At 47.6% G+C, this 20,713-nt stretch carries 23 protein-coding genes; 6 read left to right on the top strand and 17 right to left on the bottom strand.

Annotated elements, in window-relative coordinates:
* Positions 1-2: 2 nt before the first annotated feature.
* A complete protein-coding gene (locus McpCs1_RS06075) occupies positions 3-1,004 on the top strand; it encodes a hypothetical protein (protein ID WP_338096363.1) in 1,002 nt (333 codons plus the stop codon).
* Positions 1,005-1,094: 90 nt separating this feature from the next.
* Here McpCs1_RS06075 and McpCs1_RS06070 read toward each other — a convergent pair whose 3' ends face one another.
* From McpCs1_RS06070 to rfbF, 6 genes are read right to left on the bottom strand one after another with little or no spacing between them, the layout of a single operon-like run.
* Entirely contained in the window at positions 1,095-2,270 is a 1,176-nt protein-coding gene (locus McpCs1_RS06070; protein ID WP_338096362.1) for a TIGR00180 family glycosyltransferase, read from the bottom strand.
* Positions 2,260-3,108, bottom strand: a complete 849-nt coding sequence (locus McpCs1_RS06065) for an NAD-dependent epimerase/dehydratase family protein (RefSeq protein ID WP_338096361.1) — start codon at positions 3,106-3,108, stop codon at positions 2,260-2,262. Before McpCs1_RS06065 ends, McpCs1_RS06070 begins: the two co-directional genes overlap by 11 nt.
* Positions 3,105-4,463: a lipopolysaccharide biosynthesis protein RfbH gene (rfbH, locus tag McpCs1_RS06060; RefSeq protein WP_338096360.1), complete on the bottom strand. Its 1,359-nt coding sequence runs from the start codon at positions 4,461-4,463 to the stop codon at positions 3,105-3,107. The genes McpCs1_RS06065 and rfbH overlap by 4 nt, the downstream gene beginning before the upstream one ends.
* Complete coding sequence (rfbC, locus tag McpCs1_RS06055) at positions 4,444-5,034, bottom strand: dTDP-4-dehydrorhamnose 3,5-epimerase (protein WP_338096359.1); 591 nt, start codon at positions 5,032-5,034, stop codon at positions 4,444-4,446. Before rfbC ends, rfbH begins: the two co-directional genes overlap by 20 nt.
* Positions 5,035-5,036: 2 nt before the next feature.
* The gene (gene rfbG / locus McpCs1_RS06050; RefSeq protein ID WP_338096358.1) at positions 5,037-6,134 is read right to left on the bottom strand and encodes a CDP-glucose 4,6-dehydratase; all 1,098 of its coding nucleotides are present in this window, start codon (positions 6,132-6,134) and stop codon (positions 5,037-5,039) included.
* On the bottom strand, positions 6,113-6,892 hold the full coding sequence (gene rfbF, locus McpCs1_RS06045; protein WP_338096357.1) for a glucose-1-phosphate cytidylyltransferase: 780 nt from the start codon (positions 6,890-6,892) through the stop codon (positions 6,113-6,115). The genes rfbG and rfbF overlap by 22 nt, the downstream gene beginning before the upstream one ends.
* A gap of 364 nt (positions 6,893-7,256) precedes the next feature.
* On the opposite strand from rfbF, the gene McpCs1_RS06040 reads away from it, so the two are divergent.
* Complete coding sequence (locus tag McpCs1_RS06040) at positions 7,257-8,729, top strand: flippase (RefSeq protein ID WP_338096356.1); 1,473 nt, start codon at positions 7,257-7,259, stop codon at positions 8,727-8,729.
* A 76-nt stretch (positions 8,730-8,805) separates the two neighbouring features.
* Here the strand turns inward: McpCs1_RS06040 and McpCs1_RS06035 are convergent, their stop codons facing one another.
* Positions 8,806-9,036, bottom strand: a complete 231-nt coding sequence (locus McpCs1_RS06035; RefSeq protein ID WP_338096355.1) for a DUF3006 domain-containing protein — start codon at positions 9,034-9,036, stop codon at positions 8,806-8,808.
* Positions 9,033-10,052, bottom strand: a complete 1,020-nt coding sequence (locus McpCs1_RS06030; RefSeq protein ID WP_338096354.1) for a ComEC/Rec2 family competence protein — start codon at positions 10,050-10,052, stop codon at positions 9,033-9,035. The genes McpCs1_RS06035 and McpCs1_RS06030 overlap by 4 nt, the downstream gene beginning before the upstream one ends.
* A 70-nt stretch (positions 10,053-10,122) precedes the next feature.
* Here McpCs1_RS06030 and McpCs1_RS06025 point away from each other — a divergent pair, with 70 nt between their 5' ends.
* The 3 genes from McpCs1_RS06025 to McpCs1_RS06015 are packed head-to-tail and all read left to right on the top strand — an operon-like array spanning position 10,123 to position 12,737.
* Positions 10,123-10,881: a metal-dependent hydrolase gene (locus McpCs1_RS06025; RefSeq protein ID WP_338096353.1), complete on the top strand. Its 759-nt coding sequence runs from the start codon at positions 10,123-10,125 to the stop codon at positions 10,879-10,881.
* Between the two features lie 33 nt (positions 10,882-10,914).
* A complete protein-coding gene (gene thrC / locus McpCs1_RS06020; RefSeq protein WP_338096352.1) occupies positions 10,915-12,114 on the top strand; it encodes a threonine synthase in 1,200 nt (399 codons plus the stop codon).
* Positions 12,057-12,737: a DUF5803 family protein gene (locus tag McpCs1_RS06015; RefSeq protein ID WP_338096351.1), complete on the top strand. Its 681-nt coding sequence runs from the start codon at positions 12,057-12,059 to the stop codon at positions 12,735-12,737. The genes thrC and McpCs1_RS06015 overlap by 58 nt, the downstream gene beginning before the upstream one ends.
* A gap of 537 nt (positions 12,738-13,274) precedes the next feature.
* Here the strand turns inward: McpCs1_RS06015 and McpCs1_RS06010 are convergent.
* The 9 genes from McpCs1_RS06010 to McpCs1_RS05970 form a co-directional block, all read right to left on the bottom strand.
* Positions 13,275-13,910, bottom strand: a complete 636-nt coding sequence (locus McpCs1_RS06010) for a YIP1 family protein (RefSeq protein ID WP_338096350.1) — start codon at positions 13,908-13,910, stop codon at positions 13,275-13,277.
* Between the two features lie 48 nt (positions 13,911-13,958).
* Complete coding sequence (locus McpCs1_RS06005; protein ID WP_338096349.1) at positions 13,959-14,849, bottom strand: thiamine pyrophosphate-dependent enzyme; 891 nt, start codon at positions 14,847-14,849, stop codon at positions 13,959-13,961.
* Complete coding sequence (locus McpCs1_RS06000; protein ID WP_338096348.1) at positions 14,850-16,007, bottom strand: transketolase C-terminal domain-containing protein; 1,158 nt, start codon at positions 16,005-16,007, stop codon at positions 14,850-14,852.
* Complete coding sequence (locus tag McpCs1_RS05995) at positions 16,008-16,274, bottom strand: 4Fe-4S binding protein (RefSeq protein ID WP_338096347.1); 267 nt, start codon at positions 16,272-16,274, stop codon at positions 16,008-16,010. It lies immediately after the preceding gene.
* The gene (locus McpCs1_RS05990; protein WP_338096346.1) at positions 16,274-16,819 is read right to left on the bottom strand and encodes a pyruvate ferredoxin oxidoreductase subunit gamma; all 546 of its coding nucleotides are present in this window, start codon (positions 16,817-16,819) and stop codon (positions 16,274-16,276) included. The genes McpCs1_RS05995 and McpCs1_RS05990 overlap by 1 nt, the downstream gene beginning before the upstream one ends.
* A gap of 176 nt (positions 16,820-16,995) precedes the next feature.
* Complete coding sequence (locus tag McpCs1_RS05985) at positions 16,996-17,886, bottom strand: methanogenesis marker 12 protein (RefSeq protein ID WP_338096345.1); 891 nt, start codon at positions 17,884-17,886, stop codon at positions 16,996-16,998.
* Between the two features lie 242 nt (positions 17,887-18,128).
* Complete coding sequence (dapF, locus tag McpCs1_RS05980; RefSeq protein ID WP_338096401.1) at positions 18,129-18,956, bottom strand: diaminopimelate epimerase; 828 nt, start codon at positions 18,954-18,956, stop codon at positions 18,129-18,131.
* 29 nt (positions 18,957-18,985) lie between these two features.
* Entirely contained in the window at positions 18,986-19,735 is a 750-nt protein-coding gene (locus McpCs1_RS05975; RefSeq protein ID WP_338096344.1) for a tRNA(His) guanylyltransferase Thg1 family protein, read from the bottom strand.
* Between the two features lie 8 nt (positions 19,736-19,743).
* The gene (locus McpCs1_RS05970; protein ID WP_338094362.1) at positions 19,744-20,013 is read right to left on the bottom strand and encodes a PRC-barrel domain-containing protein; all 270 of its coding nucleotides are present in this window, start codon (positions 20,011-20,013) and stop codon (positions 19,744-19,746) included.
* Positions 20,014-20,117: 104 nt separating this feature from the next.
* On the opposite strand from McpCs1_RS05970, the gene McpCs1_RS05965 reads away from it, so the two are divergent.
* Positions 20,118-20,570: a GNAT family N-acetyltransferase gene (locus McpCs1_RS05965; protein ID WP_338096343.1), complete on the top strand. Its 453-nt coding sequence runs from the start codon at positions 20,118-20,120 to the stop codon at positions 20,568-20,570.
* The last annotated feature ends 143 nt before the right edge of the window (positions 20,571-20,713 follow it).

The raw sequence follows: 20,713 nt of genomic DNA, 5'->3' as shown, positions 1-20,713 counted from the left end.
TTATGACTGAGACGTGCTTTGAGACGCCTGTATTATTGCTCATATTTAATCGACCTGATACTACCCAACAAGTTTTTGATCGAATAAGAGCTGCGCGACCCACCAAGCTATATGTGTCAGCAGATGGTCCACGAGACAATAAACTGAGCGATTCCAAATTATGCGCAGATACACGTCGAATTCTTGATCAGATAGATTGGAGTTGTGAATTGCATGTTCGATTTCTGGATGAAAATGTGGGATGTGCTAAAGCTATTAGTTCTGGTATCACATGGTTTTTTGATCATGAAGAAGAAGGTATCATTCTCGAAGATGATTGTGTCCCATCTCACGATTTTTTCGGTTATTGTGAGATACTACTGCAAAAATACAGGGATAATCCTCAAGTAATGATGATATCAGGTACGAATCTCATTTCAAATACGGTTCAGTTGAATTATTCGTATGATTTTTCTCGTTGGACATGGATATGGGGCTGGGCAACATGGGCGAGATCATGGAAGACTTATGATATAACACTCTCCTGGTGGGAGTCCCTTTCAGATAAAATAATTCACGATTCCTATTTCGATGAAATTCCATTATTTCGTGAACATCTTCTGTGGCATGGGGATGATTTTCATGCAACATCAACTCCTGATACATGGGATTATCAGTGGACGTATACAGTTATGATGAACAATGGTCTGTGCATAATTCCTGAAAAAAATCTTATATCAAATATTGGTGTAGTGGGTGCTCACTATTCTGGTGGAGATACCTCTTTACTATGCAGAGAGATACAACATCTAGATGTTGACCATATCCACCATCCGAATTGTGTTTGTGCCAATCGTCAGCTGGATGTTATTCTATTCAATGTCATCATGACCAATTCGTTACAATATAAAATTGCGCTAACACTGGGGGGAATGCTTAGAAAAATATGCATATTTCCGCGTTTCCATGAGATACATCCAGTGATTGTTGGGTTTTTCTTTAAACGTCTAATTGGAAATAAATGATAAAAACATTTTGTGATATTGCGAAAAGTCAGGCTAAAATTTATGAAATAATGTGTTGTGTAATACATGTCCTGGCAACTCGGATGTATGTCAGCATATTTTCATATCCTCTTTGTACATTTGTTTAGTTTCATTAATCATTTTTGAGATTATCTTGATTTCATTATCTCTATTAAAAATATTATTTTTTCGCAACACTATTTCGTTAGCAAGCATTACGCTGAGATAAAGCTGTAGTTTAGTTGGAATAGCCATCCATATTTTTCCAAGACATGGATATTTTCTAAATATATCTTTGTTTGATTTTTGTGGATAAATATCAGCACAAAACCACCATTTGATTATTTCTAGCACTATCTCCAATATTTCATCGCTATTTCGAGGATTATCTGTGGTATGGGATTGTGTGTTCAGATTATTTTGGAAACAATTGCTAAGTATTGCCACAAGATTTTTTTTTCTTTCAGGGGGATAGAGCGACAATGAAATATATCTCGTGCTTGAACTTTCAGAATTATTATTGTGCACGCGAGTGACATCACGCATCTTCCCAGGCATTTGTGTGAAATATTTTGCTTTTCCTGCCAAAAGTGGTTGTAATTCTAATTGAGCCTCTCCAAATCGAAAATCGTTCAATTTTGAATCATGATAGCATTGATAGTATTCTTTGTGCTTCTTTGCTCGATGAATATTAAGTAAGATCTCGTCAGGTGTCCGATTGGAATTATATTTTTTTAATCTATCAATGACTGAATCATCGTCAAATGAACATGAATGGCCCCATGTTTTTATCTGACATCTATTAAATGTAAATAAATAAGCAATTTTTCTTTCTCCTTGGGCGGTTACATAGTCCTCATATCGATTTAAATAATCTATACACTCAACTGATGTCGTAGGGATAACAAACTCTTTATCTGTGACAATCTGTGAGTACTCCGTCTCCACATGTTGCACCGCATCCCCCCATTTTCGGTAAATATCCCCTCCATATTTCTCAGTCTCCGGTTCGTACTCCAGGTACCGCACATTTGCCCCAAACTTCTCCCGTATCTTCTGCACTGTCTCCCGATTCACCACCTTTTTCTCCTCAGGAGATGAATCCGCCACAATGATCTCACCGAACGGAAAATGGGCATGATACCACAAACATCGGGAAAGATAGTAATTTCGATTGTACGTCGGAATAACCAATGTCAGTTTTTTTAACAAAGACAAATCCTTATCTGCATAATACTCATCAACAAAATCCATCTCATGCATCATCAATCACCTCATGTAACCGTGAAACATCTCCCCAAAATGCCATACCCTCATATGCGGGATACCCGTACACTCCAAGTTTCAGGGAAATCTCCGCACCCAACTCACTGACTCGCTCCTCAACCAACTGCCTCACTGAAATCATCTTCCCCGAACAACAGTTCACCACACCGGACATAGCATCCTGCAAAGCAATCCGACAAACATATTCCGCTACTTTTTCCACTAGTAGGTAATCTCGTAGCTGTTCCCCCCCTGACATCGGAAATTCAGTATCTCCTCGTTCGATAGCCGCATCGAGTTGTGGAAGCAGCGACTTCGGACTCTGTCCCTTTCCGTACAAAAAGAAAAGTCGCACCCAGTTCCATGAAAAGCCATACTCTCCAGCAAGGAATGAAAGATATCGCCGCAGCGTATCTTTTGCAACTCCATATACAGTAGTTGGATTCGCAGGCATATCCTCAGACAGACAGCCGTTTACCACACCATACTCATAGCATGTTCCGGTAATCACAATCTTTGTCTTCCTTGTCTCTGCAAATGATCGCAGAAATCGCATCTCTGCAGGAAGATTTTCCTCCAGATGAAACCGCATCATGTAGTTCGGCAAACCTTTCCAGGCAAGATGGATCAGGATGTCCGGCTCTCCAAAAAATTCATAGAAGTTTTTCTCCTCCGAATAATAATCACACGCGACAAATTTCACCGAATCATACCATGCAAACTTCTTTGCTTTTTCATCGGACGTCGCCGTCGCGACTACGTCATAATCGTGATCCACCAACCACTGTACTACATAATGCCCGACAAAACCAGTTGCACCAGTAACAAGGATCTTCATGACATATCCCCAGTCTTCATCTCGAAGAATTCGTGAAGGACGAGAATCATGTAATCAATCATGTCATCAGTAAGTCCTGGGTACACCCCAATCCAAAATGTATCATTCAGGATAATATCGGTATTTGTTAAATCTCCTACAATCCGATATCCAACTTCTGACATCTTCATTTCAGAAAAACAAGGGTGCTTAAGGATGTTTCCTGCAAATAACATTCTTGTTTGGATTCCGTGTTCCTCAAGATATCTTACAAGCCTATCTCTGATCCCTGTCTTTCGTGTTGTTATCAAAAAGCCGAACCAACTTGGTTTTGAGCCATGTGTTGCTAAAGGCAGGATAATATCATTCGATAAATCTTCTAACCCTGTGTACAGTCTGTTCCAATTGTGTACGCGTTTATCTATAAAGTACGGAAGTTTTTTGAGTTGCTCACAACCGATGGCTGCCTGCATCTCTGTTGTTTTGAGATTATAGCCAAAATGTGAGTACACGTACTTGTGATCATATCCCTTTGGAAGATCTCCATACTGTTTATCAAAACGATGTCCACAGAAATTATCTTTTCCTGATGGGCAAACACAATCTCTTCCCCAATCACGCATTGATTTCAATATTTTTGCCAGCAATGGATTATCTGTATATACAGCTCCACCCTCTCCCATTGTCAAGTGATGAGGCGGGTAAAAACTGGATGTTCCTATGTCTCCAATTGTTCCGGTAAATTTCCATGTACCCTCAATAAAATATTGTGAACCTAATGCGTCACAGTTATCTTCAATAAGCCAGAGGTTATGTTTTTTACAAATTTTAGTTATTTCAGTCAGATCAAAAGGATTTCCTAGTGTATGCGCGATCATTATGCCTTTTGTTTTTTCAGAAATCGCTTTTTCAATCTCTTTTGGATTAATATTGTAATCTGGCAATGTTACATCCACAAATACGGGGACTGCCCCATACTGAAGTATGGGAGTAACGGTAGTTGGGAATCCTGCAGCAATGGTTATAATCTCATCACTCGGTGTAATGCGTTTTTCACCTAACAGTGGTGATGTTAGTGCCATGAAAGCCAGAAGATTTGCAGATGAACCCGAATTCACGAGATAACAATAATTAACTCCAAGATATTCAGCAAATTCATTTTCAAACTGATCACAATATTTTTCTGACGTCAGCCAGAAATCAAGGGCACTGTTCACTAAATTGCACATTTCCTTTTCATCGAAAACTCGTGCAGCATAAGGAATTCTATCTCCAATAGAGAATTTTTTTCGATTTACGTAATGTTCTTGATAGTATTTTGTCACAAGGGAAAGGATATTTTCTCGATCCTGTTGCTCATTTGTGTATTGTGTCATTTTTGTTTCCAGTAATGGTAATTTCGGCATCTTCGTTGGATATCATCGGGTGCTTTTGGTCTCTTTCTGACAAATTGGTGGGTTTCAATGGCCACTGAATTCCAATTGCTGGATCATTATATCGGACACCTCGTTCCAATTCTTGTGAATAAAACTCTGTATGAAGATAAATCATTTCTATATTATCTGTAAGTGCCTGAAATCCATGGGCGAATCCTTCTGGTATTACGAACATTTTCATACTCTCTCCTGATAATTCTTCACCATGCCAATGTAGATATGTCGGCGAATTTTTTCGTAAATCCACCGCAACATCAAATATTCTTCCACCAGTACATCTGATAAGTTTCATCTCCGCCATAGGTGGGAGTTGATAATGCATACCTCGCACCGTCCCTTGTTCAGATGTTTTTGAGAGATTGATGTTAACAATGTGGCGATTCTGCAAAATCTCTCTTAGCTCGTTTTCACAAAAAATTCTTGCCCATATTCCGCGATGATCCATAAACGGCTCTGTCTCTACAACATACAGCCCTTCCAGTGGTGTTGTAATGATCTTCAGTTTTCCCATCTTCATCCCTCCATTTGGGCCATATATCGTTTGATATCTACAAGACTCAACACCCGTGCATCCTCTCCTGAATAATATCTCCGGTACCACTCAGCCGTCTTCAACAACGTTTTCGAAAGATCCCACATAGGCCTCCATCCAAGATACGTCATCGCCTTCTCAGAAGATAGCCGCAGAAGTTCAGCTTCGTGCAGGTTCGCAAGAGCAGGATCATACACAGCCTCACCTTTTCCCCATACGCGATAAAACTCCTCTGTGATCTCCCGAACCGTTGCAGCCCCCGTGGGAAGCGGGCCAAAGTTCCATGCCCCTTCCAATCCCTCTTCTCCTCCAAGCATCTTTGATGCAAGAAGCATGTAACCGGAAAGTGGTTCAAGCACATGCTGCCAGGGACGAACAGCCTGCGGACTTCTGACCTCAAGAGATCTTCCTGAGGTTACGGCCCGAACCGCATCAGGAATAATCCGGTCTTCAGCCCAGTCGCCCCCACCGATCACATTCCCCGCACGAACTGAGGCAAGATGTACTCCATGCTCTGCAATTTTTTCCGGAGAAAAAAAGGAGTCACGATACGAAGCAACAACAATCTCTGCCGCGGCCTTGCTTGCGCTGTAAGGGTCATGTCCTCCAAGCGGATCACACTCGCGGTATCCCCAGACATGATGATCGTTTCGGTAACATTTGTCGCTCGTGATCATGATCATCGTACAGGGTTTTCCCAACGTCCGCACTGCCTCCATCAGATAGATGCTGCCCATCACATTCGCATCAAATGTTTCAACCGGTTCTGCATATGATCTCCGCACAAGCGGCTGTGCTGCGAGATGAAAGATACAGTCAGGCTGCACTTCGTGCACATAATTCCTCAGTTGTTCCCTGTCACGTATATCTGCAAGACACTCGCTTTTCAGCAGTTCACGGATACGTACTGCGGTGTAATGGTTTGGCTCGGTGTTTGGCGGCAGAGAGTATCCATGTACTTCTGCTCCAAGCTGCGAAAGCCAGAGAACAAGCCATGAACCCTTAAAACCGGTATGACCAGTAACGAGGATTCGTTTTCCTTTAAAGATGTCAAACATCATTCCATCCAGTTCTTCCAAGGAGTGTTTCCGTTATCCCACATCTCCTGAAGCTGCTGTTTATCCCGCAGGGTATCCATGCATTTCCAGAATCTCTCATGCCGGTAGGAGTATAATTCTCCATTACGGGCAAGTGATTCCAGGGGGCCGCGCTCAAATATCGTAGCATCGCCTTCCTTGATGTAGTCAAAAACTTCCGGCTGCAGCACAAAAAATCCTGCATTGATCCATGCCCCGTCACCTTTTGGTTTTTCCACAAAATTGGATATCTGACCATCTGTCCCGGAAGTAATTGTCCCGTATCTTCCTTCTGGCTGGACTGAGGTCAGGGTGGCGAGACCGCCGTGATTCTTGTGGAACTCAATCAGCTCCCGAATATTAATATTTGAAACCCCGTCTCCATAGGTGAGCATGAATGGTTCGTTGCCGACATATTTTCTGGCGCGCAGCACACGCCCACCTGTCTGGGTATTAAGGCCCGTGTCGATTAGCGTGACCTTCCATGGTTCACAGTGCTGTTCATGAATCTCCATGGAGTTATTTACCATATCAAACGTTACATCGCTCTGGTGGAGAAAATAATTGGCAAAGTACTCTTTAATCACATATCCTTTGTATCCAAGAAGAATTATGAACTCATTAAATCCATAACTGGAGTAGATCTTCATAATGTGCCAGAGAATCGGATGGCCGCCGATCTCAACCATCGGCTTTGGGATGATATTGGTTTCTTCAGCAAGGCGGGTTCCCATGCCGCCGGCAAGGATGAGGACTTTCATTCTATCTCTATTATTTTTCCTTGAACAATCATATAGATTCGGATAATTTGCCGATATGTCACGTGAATTATTTTCTCATGGATATTTCGCTAAGGAGATATAATTACAGAAGCTTTGATATAGTCTCATTCACGTATTTCTCGTCTGTCGCAGTATTTATCTCTCTCTCCCGACTGCCGAAATTTCCTATGCAAAAATCGATACCCTGATCGGAAGACGCTACAACAAGAAGTGTTTCTGCATCTCAGATCAAAACCATCGAAAAAAACGAAAAATGGATCTAGTCATCGCTCAAAAAACCAGAGTAAAATTCCTCCCACCTCCTTCTTAACTTCGTAGCACTAACACTCATCCAGTAAAAAAGATGCCTCCTGCAATCATTTCCCGCATCTCCGAAATCCCGCCCATCCAGCGTCAGAGCATGATTCAAATCAGCGTCACCATAGCGATAACGCTCCTTGGATTTCTCTCAACCATGCTCTTTACCCATCTTCTTGGAAAAGATCTGATGGGTGTCTATTTCCTCTTCCTCGCATATTTCGGCATCTTCAACATGATCGGTGACGGCGGTTTCGGCAGTGCTGCGGTCAAACGCATATCTGAAGGAAAAGATCAGAATGAGTACCTTACTGCATATGCAACGCTTCGACTTATCCTCATCATTGTATCAACTCTCATTCTTCTTGTGATCGGCCCGTACTTTGTGGATCTCGAAGGCTACAACATGGTCATGTGGATTATCATCGCCCTTGCTGCGGCATTCTTCGGTCACACAATTACCTACGGTGTATACTCCCTCGGTCATGTAGGAATCTGGAATCTTTCCACAGGAATAAACGAGATCTCGCGAATCAGTATACAGGTAATAGCCGTTCTCTTAGGATATTCCGTTGCAGGACTTTTTGGAGGTTTTGTCATCGGCTTGATTCTGTCCGGTATCGCCTGCATCAAATATTTCACATTCAAACCTGCCCGTTTCGGTTTCCGTCATCTGCAGAGTCTTTTCACTTACTCAATGTGGGCATTTCTGATCACAACAGGCTCAGTAGTTCTCACCTATACTGACACCATTTTCATCGGCTACTTCATGACCAATGGTGATGTCGGCGTTTATCGTGTGGCACTCCAACTCACCACAATAGGCACATTCATCACTGCTGCGATTGCCAGCACTCTCACCCCGAAGTTCAGCAACTGGAGCGCCAAAGGCGACCTCACTCAGATTCCAGGCATCCTCACAAGAAGCATCACCTATGGACTTCTTCTCGCAGTACCCACAGCCGCAGGAGGCATTCTCCTATCTGAGCGACTGCTCTACTTTTTCTACGGAGCTGACTTTGCTGTCGGCGGGACGGCCTGTGCAATTCTGCTTCTCCTGCAGATCGTCAACGTCTTCATGGTGTTCTTTGGAACAACCCTCAGCGCTATCGACCATGCCCGCCAGTCCTTCTATGCGACCGCTTCAGCTGCGCTGCTCAACATTGTTCTCAACGTTGCCTTAATTCCCCTCATCGGCATCGAAGGCGCAGCCGTCGCCTCACTTATCAGCATCATCCTCAATGCGGTCCTTCTCAGACACTTCCTCAAACGCTATGTCCCTATCAGGTTCGAGGCAAAACCGATCATCCACATCATCGCAAGTGCTCTTCTGATGGCAGCATTCATCTTCATCTACAAAGAGTTCGTTCCGCTAACCAATGTCTGCAATGTGCTCATTCCAGTAGCTGTCGGAGCAGTCATCTACTTTGTTGTCCTCTTCAAACTTGACAAAGGAATTCACGACGAGATTTCGGGTCTTGTAAAACAGTTCGGGCTTCCTTGGCCGAGATGGCTGTGATCAATCACAGCCGCAATTTTCTAAAATCAACTTCTATCCATTATCACTGATGCGCAGCATTGGTAAAAATTCGTGATTACCTTCGCATCAGCTTCTCATGCAGCGCCGCTACCCGCCGTCGTGCTTCCTCCGTCATCTCAGGCTCGGCCTGAAACGAGATCGACAGAATGTCGCCGACAGCTACGCCCTCCGGCAGCATGGAAAGAGGGACGACCCCAAACGGTCGCTCCTCTTCCGGCAGCCGGAGAAGAAGCGACGCCTTCTCCCCTTCTATAGCATCAACCGTTATCAGCAGCTTCTCACTCATGCTGCTGCCTGATTCGGTACAATCACATTCTCGTAGATATGGGCTTTTCGCGTAACCACAGAGTACACATTTCCGTCTGTTGTCACAACCACATCCCCGTCCATATCGGTCCGGTAGATGTGTTCAGTCATCTGCACAAACCGCTCGAGAGGTTCTTTGTGCGGGTGCCCGTACTCATTGCCCTCGCCAAGGCTGATGACAATTACTGCAGGACTCACCGCGTTCAGGAACTTCTGCGTGGAAGACGTCGAACTTCCGTGATGACCTGCCTTCAGAATATCTGCATTCAGGTCCTCTCCTGCCGCAAGCATTGCCTCCTCAGCCTTCTTCTCCGCATCTCCTGTTAAAAGGTAGGACACATTCTGATAGACTGCTTTGATCACAACCGAGTTTTCATTGATGTCAGGGTTTTTGCCTGACATGATCAGATCTTTTTGCGGCGACAAAACCTCAAGCGTCACACCCTGCCAGGGCGAAGTGATAACATCTCCTGCTGCAACCACGCGGTAGGGAATTTTCTGATCCAGAATATGAGTCATCAGTTTTTCATAGGTCGCCGAAGTGTGGACAACGCCATTATCATAGACCGTGCCCACCTCATACTTTTTCAGCACATCAAGCGCGCTGCCAATGTGATCATAATCCTGATGCGTCAGCAGCAGGAACTCAAGTCTTGTCACATTCAGCGAGTCAAGATATGCGAAAAGTTTGTCGCGCGCTTCCCTCTCTGACGGCTTCATCGTCTCGCCTGCATCGACCAGAGCAAACTTTCCGTCTTTGGACAGAAGAATGGCATCAGCCTGCCCCACATCGATCACATGCATCGAAAACGCGTGCTCATCCGTGATGAGTGGCGCAAGAGTGGTCGAGGTCGCCGGGCCTGCCATACCGCCGCCGAAGATCAACACACAGACGGCCGCAGCAATCACCACCACTGCTGCTGCAATCTGCTTTGGCATATTCTTTGATTTCTTCTTGCGTGCCGAAGATGTTCGTCCGGATTTTTTTGCAACCATAGCTGGTATTCTATTTCTCTGCTGAACAGATAACCATTGATTATTTTCTCTGGGCATCCAATACTAACCCGTGAAAGGCTCAACCCATATATTACTCAGCCTCCTGACCGGTCTTGTCATTCTCGCCCCGATCGCGGGACTTATCCACTGGTCATGGTCGATTATCATTCTGCTTGGCATCTTCTTTGGATCAATAGCGCCGGACGTGGACAAAGGCCGCGAGTCGGCAATCTTCCACTCGGCAATTCCGGGAGCCAAAGGCCGGAGATTTTTCCTGACTCCGGTTATCGGCTACTTTCTCTACATCTTCTGCTACAAACCGCTCTCGATGATCTTTGTCGGCATCTTCGGTCAGAAAATTCTCCCGAAGCAGGGACACCGCGAGCTCCCGCACTCGCCGATTGGTGTCATCTGCATGTCGCTGCTTCTGACATTCTGGATCTGGCTGTTCTGTTTCGTGCTGTCCTATATTCCGTACCTCGAATTCCTGCGCGACAACCTTCTCATCTGGATCTTCGGCGCGGCGTTTCTGCTTGGATGTTTCCTGCATCTGCTGGAAGATACCTGCGACAACTCAGGCATTCACTATCTCTACCCGTTTTCGTTCCGCCGCGTCCGTGGCACGGTCACGAGCGACGGCCATGATGTCAGGCCGAAGATCTATTCAATCACTCTCCTGGTCGTTGCGGTTGTGTTGTTTTTCGGATTTTTATTCAGCAGAATCGATACTTCGTATGCGTACTGGGCGACATTTCTCGTGCCGGTTGCGCTCTGGATTGTGTTCCTGAAAATTTCCGGTGTGCCGGCAAAAAAAGTGGTGTGGGAATAACATTCTAACCTTTCAGCACCAAATGTTTACAGCATGTATCGCCTCGTCTGTGTTCACTGCGGTGCGGAGTATCCTCCGGACGCAATTGTGTACAACTGTGAGAAGTGCGGCCATCTTCTGGCCGTCAAATATGATCTCGATAAGATCACCATCACCCGCAAAGAACTGAACCAGCGCCCGATCTCGGTCTGGAGATACAAAGAGTTCCTGCCGGTCAGAATTGAACCGGTCACCCTGCAGGAGGGAGGAACTCCCTTGTACCATCTGAAAAAGATCGGTGAAGAGCTGGGGCTGCCGAATCTGTATGCAAAGCACGAGGGTATGAATCCGTCCGGCTCCTTTAAGGACCGCGGCATGACGCTCGGTGTTTCGATGGCAAAACAGCTCGGCAAGAATATTGTTGCCTGTGCGTCAACCGGCAACACGTCTGCATCGATGGCAGTGTATGCGGCAAAGGCAGGAATGCCGTCGGTCGTTCTGCTGCCGGCAGGCCACGTGGCTCTCGGCAAGGTTGCCCAGGCACTGATGCATGGAGCAAAAGTCATCTCGATTCGCGGAAACTTTGACCGCGCTCTTGAGATGGTGCACGAGCTTTGTGTCAGCCACGGCATCTATCTGCTGAACTCGATCAATCCGTACCGGCTTGAGGGTCAGAAGACGATTGGTTTTGAGGCGGTTGATCAGCTTGGCTGTGTGCCGGACAGAATTGTTCTGCCGGTCGGCAACGCAGGAAACATCTCTGCGGTCTATAAGGGTCTGTGCGAGTGGCGCGATGTCGGTTTCATTGACACGCTGCCAATGATGACGGCCATTCAGGCTGAAGGTGCGATGCCTGTTGTGAACGCGATCAAAGGCAATCTGCCTGAGGTTGTTGTGGAGCAGAATCCTGAGACGGTTGCGTCCGCAATTCGTATCGGTGCTCCGGTAAACGCAGAGAAGGCTCTGCGCGCTATCCACGAGACGAAGGGAACCGCAGAGTCCGTGACCGATGCAGAAATTCTTGCGATGCAGCGTGACCTTGCGCGCTATGAGGGTATCGGTGTTGAGCCGGCATCCGCTGCATCCGTTGCCGGTATCCGCAAGCTTGCCGAACAGGGCATGCTTGACCCCCGCGAGAAGATTGTCTGTGTGGTTACCGGCCACCTGTTGAAGGATCCGGAAACGGTGATTAAGCAATGCGCTCCGCCAATCGAGATCGACCCGACCATCGAAGCACTGCTCTCCGTGCTGTAATCGCAGTACTGCTGATAGCTGCGCTGCTGGTGCTGCCGGTATCCGCGAACTCTGTGGTGTACGCGGTGTCTGAAGACGGTAGCACGCTCTTTGCAGAGGCCGCTCTGGTAAACCAGAGCGGCTATCTGCTGATGTCTCCCGGTTTTATCGGGGAAGGCGGAGAGCTGAAGGCGAACAATGTTACGCTGACTGCGGAGAACGGAACGGTAGTAAATACTACCAAAAGTTCAACGGAGCTGAAGTTTCCTGAAGGAAATTATACGCTGACCTATGATGCCCCTATTGACGGGAACCTCATCTATGCACAGTATCTGGTGCCGTTCAATACAACCGTTCTGCTGCCGTCAGCGTTTCATACGAATAATCTGATTCTCGGACCGGTCAGAGATGGCGGTGTGACCTACACCGGAGATGAGGCGGCCTCTCTTCTTGAGGAGATGAGTCTTGATCCTGAAAGTTACGGGACGGTTGTGGTCTGGACTGAGTCCAAAGATGTGGAGATGCGGTTTTATCCGGTAAGTTATGACACATTCTTCCCGATCTTTGTGGTGGTCTGGTTAGTTATCTTCGGTATTGCCGGATACCGGTACTGGCGTCTGCGAAGAAAACCAATTTATCCATAACTTTTTTTGCAGACGAGAACAATTCATTTCCGTGATGTTCACGTCTGCTCCGTGATGTTTTTTTTTCTTAGGACTTACGCGGTGTGATTTTTTAAACACGAACCACACGAAAAAACACGAATTGTTTATCTCACGAAATATTTCGAAAAACACGAAATAGGATCTTGAATGCAGATGCGGTCACTGAATACCTCCTAAGATCTGAAAGTAAAGACGATGATCAAAAAATGTTTCTGCTGGAATCAATCAACAATTGCCGCATCGAAACTCCTATTTCGTATTTTTCGTACTATTTTGTGAGTTTATGTTTTGCGTTTTTTCGTGTGGTTCGTGTTTAAAAAATCACAATGGGAGTCGTGTTGAAAATCATTTTTGACAGTCTCACCACTTCTCAAAATTACACCGCGGAACTCCTATTTCTGTGAAATTTCTGCGTGTTCCGTTTTTCCGTGGGGGACAAAATCATCCCGGCTGCGTCGTGATGTTTTTTTTTCGTGAACAGTTCACGATTAAAAATTGAAAAAAATTGTTGGAAAATTATCGCTGCGGACCCATGGATACCTGTAAGCCGCCTGTCTGAAGATTGTTCATTGCTTCAAGATTTGTGTAGGTCCCCCATGCAGTGAAGGCGATCATGAGAATGATTGGGATCAGAATTGCGGTGAACACCGCAGAAACCGGAACGTTTCCTGCTGCCGCGCATCCGTATGCCCAGATGGGTATACACCATAGGAGAATTACGAGGTTGAGAACAAATCCCATCCATCCGTCAAAAGTTCCTTTGGCTATCATATCAACGATCAAAGTGAGGACTGCTCCGATAAGGAGCGGCAGGGAGGCATAGCCTGTTGCGATGAGAAATGGTTTGAATCCTGATTGTGTGTGGGCAATGAACTTGATGAACACAAAGAACACCAGTGCCACAACAAGCCAGGAGATAAACGTCATTATCAGTCCGCTGACCGCACCAATTCCCTGCATCATCCCGGTCATGCTGCCAAGTCCGAGCATCTCAGCGGATGCTGCTGATGCCTGAGCACTCACCACTGCCACGACAACTGCGTAGATGGCGGTAAACAGAACCGGCAGTTTCAGAGAGCTGGTCTTGGAAGAATCCGCAAAGAATGTTTTGGGATCAAGAAGTAAAGCAAGCACATCTGTTGCGAACGTCATTATCGTATATATTGACGCTCTTTGGATTAAGTATTCTGGAAAAAAATATTATTCGATGTCAATGCCGTACTTCGCGGCATTGGCATCAGCGATCGCCTGAATTTTTGCGATCTCTGCATCGTTTCTTGTCGGCTTGAACAGGTGGCGGAACCTCTTCTGAGCCTTGAGATACTCATCGACCGGAACGCGCTGAACTTTCTTTACCGAAGTCTGTTTGCCGTCAACGATCTCGTAGCAGGGCCACAGTCCGCACTCGACCGCCATTCTTCCGATCTCCATCGTTTTCGCGCCGTCATATCCCCATCCGGTACAGCAGGGAGCATGCACCTGGATGTAGCAGGGACCTTGCGTGTTCATCGCCTTCTCAACCTTTTTCATCAGGTCCATCGGGTATGCCATGGTTGCGGTCGCCACATAGGGCGAGCCGTGGGCAACCAGAATCTGCGGGAGATCCTTTTTCGGTCGGTTGTTTCCCGTCGAGCAGACACCGGACGGCGAGGTCGTCGTGTCAGCATCGTAGGGCGTTGCTCCGGAACGCTGGATACCTGTGTTCATGTAGGCTTCGTTGTCATAGCAGACATAGGTGAAGTCATGACCGCGCTCGAAAGCTCCTGAGATACAGAGCATACCGATATCAACGGTCGCGCCGTCTCCTCCGATAACAAGTACCTTTTCCTTGCCGAGTCTTCCCTGTCTTTTCAGGGCTGCCTCAACACCGGAAGCAACTGCAGATGCATTCTCAAAGAGTGAGTGAATCCATGGTGTCTTCCATGCAGTCTCAGGATACGGAGTGGAAAACACCTCAAGACATCCCGTAGGGCTGACCACGATCGTGTTTTCTCCGGCACCCTTCAGAATCATTCTGACCGCAGACGATGCCCCGCAGCCGCCGCAAGCGCGGTGACCGCAGTCGAAGTTTTCAATTGTACGATCTACCATTTATAACAACTCCTCGCGCAGTCCGTAGAACATATCGCCTGAACCTTTCTCGGCAAGCTCTACGATCTTCTTGATATCCTTCTTGCGCACGTCGCGGCCGCCGAGACCAAGGACGTAGTCGTAGATTGGAATGCCTAAGCCGTAGCAGGCATCTTTGACCTCAATTCCTACAGCTCCTTTTGCGCCAAGACTGATGTTCTTGTCAAGCACTGCAACCGTCTTCACGTGTGCAAGCGCTTTTACAATATCAGCTGCCGGGAACGGACGGAAGCAGCGGATCTTTAACAGACCAACCTTCTTGCCTTCCGCACGCATCTCATCGATTGCGTCTTTGGTCGTTCCGCAGATGGAACCCATCGCAATGATCGCGACTTCGGCGTCTTCGAGTCTGTATCCCTCGACAAGCTCTGAGTAGTCGCGTCCGAACTTCTCGCCGAATGCTTTTCCATGCTTGCGCAGGGCATCTGCTGCACGGTGGACAGCCTGATCATGTTCGTACCGGAACTCAAGATAGTACTCAGGAGTTGCATACATTCCAAACGAGATCGGATCCTTCACGTCAAGCTGCTGGTACGGCTTGAACGGACCGAGGAACTCATCGACTTCCTTTTCTGACGGGATGTCAACCGGCTCGAACACGTGCGAGAGGATGAATCCGTCAAAGCACACAAAGGCCGGAAGCAGAATGTCGTGGTCCTCACAGATCTTGTAGGAGAGGATGTGCAGATCAACTGCTTCCTGATTATCCTCTGCGTAGAACTGCAGCCAGCCGGAGTCTCTCATCATGATGGAGTCCTGCTGGTCGTTCCAGATAGACAGCGGTGCTGAGATTGCACGATTGGCAATGCCCATCACGATTGGCAGCCGCATTCCTGCGGAGTTGAAGACCACTTCAGCCATCAGGGCAAGTCCCTGCGAGGTTGTTGCTGAGTAGACTCTGCTGCCAGCAGCAGACGCTCCGATACATGCGGAGAGTGCGGAGAACTCTGACTCCACACAGATGTACTCTGCGTCAAGCCGTCCGTCGGCAACAATTGATGCGAGACCTTCAACGATATGGGTCTGCGGGGTGATCGGGTATGCGGAGATCACCTGCGGCCGGCAGAGACGAACGGTCTCCGCGACAGCAATGGATCCTTCCATCATCTGCAGGGGCATTTATTTTTCCTCCTTGTGCATGGTGATCGCTTTTGCTTTGTCAGGGCACTCTTCGGCACACATGCCGCAGCCTTTGCAGAAGTCGAGATCAATCTCATAACTTTTGTCAGGCTGCTGGTCGATGCATCCTTCCGGACAGATCAGCTGGCATGTTCCGCACTTGGTACACTTTTCCTTGTCAAGGACCGGGTAATAGACCCGCCATGAACCGGTCTTGTTGTTTCTTCCCTGACCAGGCCGTGCTGTACATCCTATTCCAAGCGGCATTAGACTGCTCCCTCCTTTACCATATTGTATGCCCGCTGTGCTGCGGCGAAGTTGGTTGCCGCAAGTTTTTCCGGGAACCGCTCTTCAATTGCGCCTTTGAGTGCCTCTAAAGTGATCTCACCGCTTGCTGCGGCAAATGCTCCCATCAGCGTTGTATTGGTGATGGGAAGACCGATCTCTTCAAGAGCAATCGCTGTTGCGTCGATGACAATCAGTTTGACACCTGCTGGAAGGTTGTAGTTTCCTTTCTTCTCGGTGTTGATGATTGCAATCCCACCTTCCGACATTCCCGCAAATACGTTGACGTCGTGAATTAAGGTGCTGTCCTGTACAATTATATAATCCGGCTCGTAGATCTGGCTTCTCAGCCGAATCTTCTCGTTGCTGAACCGTACGAATGCCTGGACGGGTGCGCCGCGGCGTTCGACACCAAATGCCGGAAACGCCTGGGCGTATACTCCACCCGTGAAGGCTGCGGTAGCAATAAGTTCCGCAGCCGTGACGGAACCCTGTCCGCCTCTACCATGGATGCGTAGCTCTCTCACGTGAATAACCAGTATAATTTATCACGATTAATCAATATGAATCTAATGATTCCGAATATCACGAACAAACCCGTTCAATTTCAAAAAAAGAGTGAGTATATTAGTTATTTTGGATTTGACCTGTTTGATTGGGCTTATCTTTCTTGTGGTCGAAACATAATTCGACGATACTCGAATTATTTGCGTCTGAGACTTTGGGAAACTGGCATGCCGAGAATCTGTTTTGCCCCGGAAAAGACATCGCGTGCGATTTGTGCGAGTCCGTCGGATGCGGCCCACTCATCATAGACGATGACCGGCTTTTGCAGAAGCGCAGAAATTTCTTCGGCAAGTTCTGGAGCAAGGCTGCCGGCAAGTGCTACCGGAGCTTCGGGAGCAAGCAGGGCAAGTGATGCGCATTCCATCGCGGCCCACATGGCAACGGTCGGGTTCTGATATTTTTCTTCCATGTGATACATGACGCCCGCAGTGGTGAAGGCTTCGTTTGCGGTGAGGTCTCCTTCATCCACTTTTCTGATTGCGTCAACGTCAAGTGCGCCGTGACGGCTGCCGGGAGCAAACACGCATGCATCGAATGCGCCGATACATTTTCCTTTTGCAATGAGGAGAGAGACGGTGTTGGAGCTGATGTCAGAGACAATGAAGGTGTCGCCAAGTGTTTTGGATGCGAGGTAGGCGATGCCGAGTTTTTCCGGACTGGTCTGATGCGAGTAAATTTTGAATCGCGGGTCGGTATCCGAACCCCGGTGAATGCCCGGGACCGCGACTGCCGGGATGCCGGACTCTTTGATCACATCAAAGACCCGCGTTCCTCCGCCGATATGTTTGCCCGCACCTTCACGGGTGATGACACCGCGGTTTTTGAGTTTGGCAACTGGCGTAATTTCGGTGAAGTTGTCGCCCATCGAGTAGCAGAGAGCAAACCCTTCAATCTCTTCAACCGGACATATCTTCTGCAGATCCGAGATGACAAACTCTTTTGCATCTTCTCTGGATATTTTGAATCGTTTTCCGGTATCGGTCGCAAAACGCAGGGAGGTTGTTCCGTGATCAACGCCGATGTACATGGGAGTTATATTTGCGGGAAGCGGTGATAAGGATTGGTCTCTGATTCATCCATGATCCAGCCGCCCACGAAAAATACGGAGCACCCAGAAACATCACAAAAATGAATTGTATTTGGATTCCGTGATGTTCACGTCTGCTCCGTGATATTTTTTCGTGAGATTTTCTGTGGGCTCAGTGCTTTCAGTGAGAGGCAGAACTCAATGGGCAACACCTAAGAATAAAAAATATTTTTTTGAATTTTTTAAAATAAGATCTCGCCGACAAACACCGTCTCGGCAGGTCCGGTCATCATCGCATGATCGCCTACAGCGATGTCGAGAGGTCCGCCAACCGTATCCACGTGAATTATTTCGCCGGAAACCTTGCCGATTTTTGCTGCAAGAAGAGCAGACGCTGTAGAGCCTGTTCCGCAGGAAAGGGTCTCACCTTCCACACCGCGCTCAAAGGTCCGGATCGTAATTGAAGAAGGACCAATCACCTGCACGAAGTTCACATTCGTTCCTTTCGGGAAGAGTGCATGGTGCCGGATCTTGGGCGCGACCGCTTCAAGATCAACAGCCTCCACATCATCCACAAAGATGACCGCGTGGGGGACTCCCGTGTTTGCCGCATACACCTTCATGCCGTCAATGTCAGCAGCAACGTCGCCGGGCCCTGTCGCAGGAATGGACGCTGCATCATATTTTGGCGCGCCCATATCTATCGTTGCAGCAAAACAGCCCTCGCAGTCATAGCCTGCCCGAACCGTCAGAACACCTGCAAGGGTTTCCACAGAAAAGGACTTGGTCTTTGCATAGTTCTCGTCAAACGCATACTTTGCAAGGCAGCGGATACCATTACCGCACATCTCAGCCTCGCTTGCGTCAGGCTGAAGAAGACGCATCCGCACATCCGCCTTTGTTGACGGAGAAATAAACAGCACGCCGTCAGCACCGATTCCAAACCGGCGATCACAGTAGCTCACCGCAAACTGCGCCTTCATGTCATCCGGAATTACGGTTCCCTTCATCTCATCGATCAGGATGAAGTCATTTCCGTTTCCGTGAAGCTTGATAAACGTGATCGTCATTGCAGTAAGACTATTTGCAGTACTCAATCTTAAGACTGCACATCAGAGAGCGAAGCCGCTAACTTTTCCGCAAACCAGGCAGTACCTTCCGGAGTCTTGAACAGAGGCAGATTTTCATCGATGGCGACGACGCGGCGCATAACCTGCACGGTTTCCTTCGTTATCGGGTTGTAGCCGTCTCTCTCGGTGAGGGTGCGGTAGACCGCAGTCCCGCGCCGCTGCCAGGCCGGAGTCTCGGAAAGATTCACGCCAAAGGAAAACGCTAACTCATGCAGGTCTGAGGCTTTCATGCCGTCCAGTTTTCGCTGCGCAACAGTTGCCGACAGGCCCGTGTCGGTCAGCAGTTTGTGCGCGTAGCCGTTCATATGGTTGCGCCATGCCTCAGCCTGACGCCAGGCAAGATACTTGGGCAGCTGAAACTCAGCGAGCGGCACAACCCGGCAGTCAAACGAGAGCGGGTGCGCGGCACCCGCATGCAGGGTAAACGCTGAAGAGGCAAAACCTGCGGCAACCGAAACAAGTTTTTCCACCCGGCAGTCAAAGACCGGCGTTGTGATGTAGAGGCTTATTTCGTCGGAGAATGTGTAGGCAAAAGAGGGAGACAGACCGCTGTCGCTCAGAAGCGATGCCGTGGTCTCTACCATGGCTTTTGAAAAATTATAATCATAGGGTTTTTCAAAACCCTGATCACGGGAAAAGTGGTGAAAGGATCTTCCGTCCAGCCGCAAAACGAACGGCACCGTGGTGATGAGGCCGGAATAAATCTCGTGATCCTTCATTGCAAAACTTACTCTCCAAACAGCGGCTCAGCCACTTTGAAGGCTCCAGGGATATGGCGCACGAGAATAATATCGCCCACCTCTTTTACAATCCGGTAGGGAATGATGATGCCCTGGTAATTTTTAATGTCAAGCACGGTCTGGTTCACGTTGGTAAGTGCGAGGCCGCTTATTTTTTTATTGGTAACATCCAGCACGACATCCTCGACTTTGCCGAGAAAGATTGCTTTGTCTGAGTAGACGTTCATGCCAAAGAGATCCGAGATCTGCCACTTCATACTTTTGAAACATATACTCGCGCAGGCATAAGTAATTTTTCATGTTAACTTATGGGATCGAGGGATACGTTGAAAATCTCTCAACCACATATACTTGAGAAAGTATGCAGTCCGTCCGAATCCGACCCTACACATCCGCAGACTATTCCAGGATTTGTGAGCTGGACGCACCCTTGTTTGCAGGGATGGGCGGACCGATTTTGTTCCGGCACATCGAAGAACTCTTTCCTTCGCTCTTCTTTGTCGCGGAAAACGAGTCCGGCGGAATAATCGGATATATTCTTGGAGGCGTGCACCTCGACAACAAAACGGTCGGTAAACTGATCCGGATCGGAGTTGTGTCAAACTATCAGAGAAAAGAGTGCGGCACAATGCTTTCGGACGCGCTGTTTCGAGAGCTCAGAAACCATGGCGTAACATCAGTTCATCTGACGGTCGCAGAAACAAATCTACCGGCAATAACCTTTTATAAAAAACTCGGGTTTGTGCAAAAAGAGCGGTTTGCAAGCTACTTCTATCCAGATATTCCAAGACTTTCCCTCTGGAAGGATCTGTAGTTACACAAACGGTGTTGTCAAGTCCTGCCATCCGCAGAAAAAAATGTCACGGAACCAGAAAACAATGCATTTCCGTGATGTTCTCGTCTGCTCCGTGATGTTTTTCTGTGAAATTTCCGTGTGTTCCTGCGAAGCAGTAAGCA

Origin of the sequence: Methanorbis rubei (assembly GCF_032714495.1) — an archaeon.
GTDB classification, from domain to species: Archaea; Halobacteriota; Methanomicrobia; order Methanomicrobiales; family Methanocorpusculaceae; genus Methanocorpusculum; species Methanocorpusculum rubei.
Note: the sequence above shows the minus strand (reverse complement) of the source record. Positions and strands in the feature narration are given on the sequence as shown.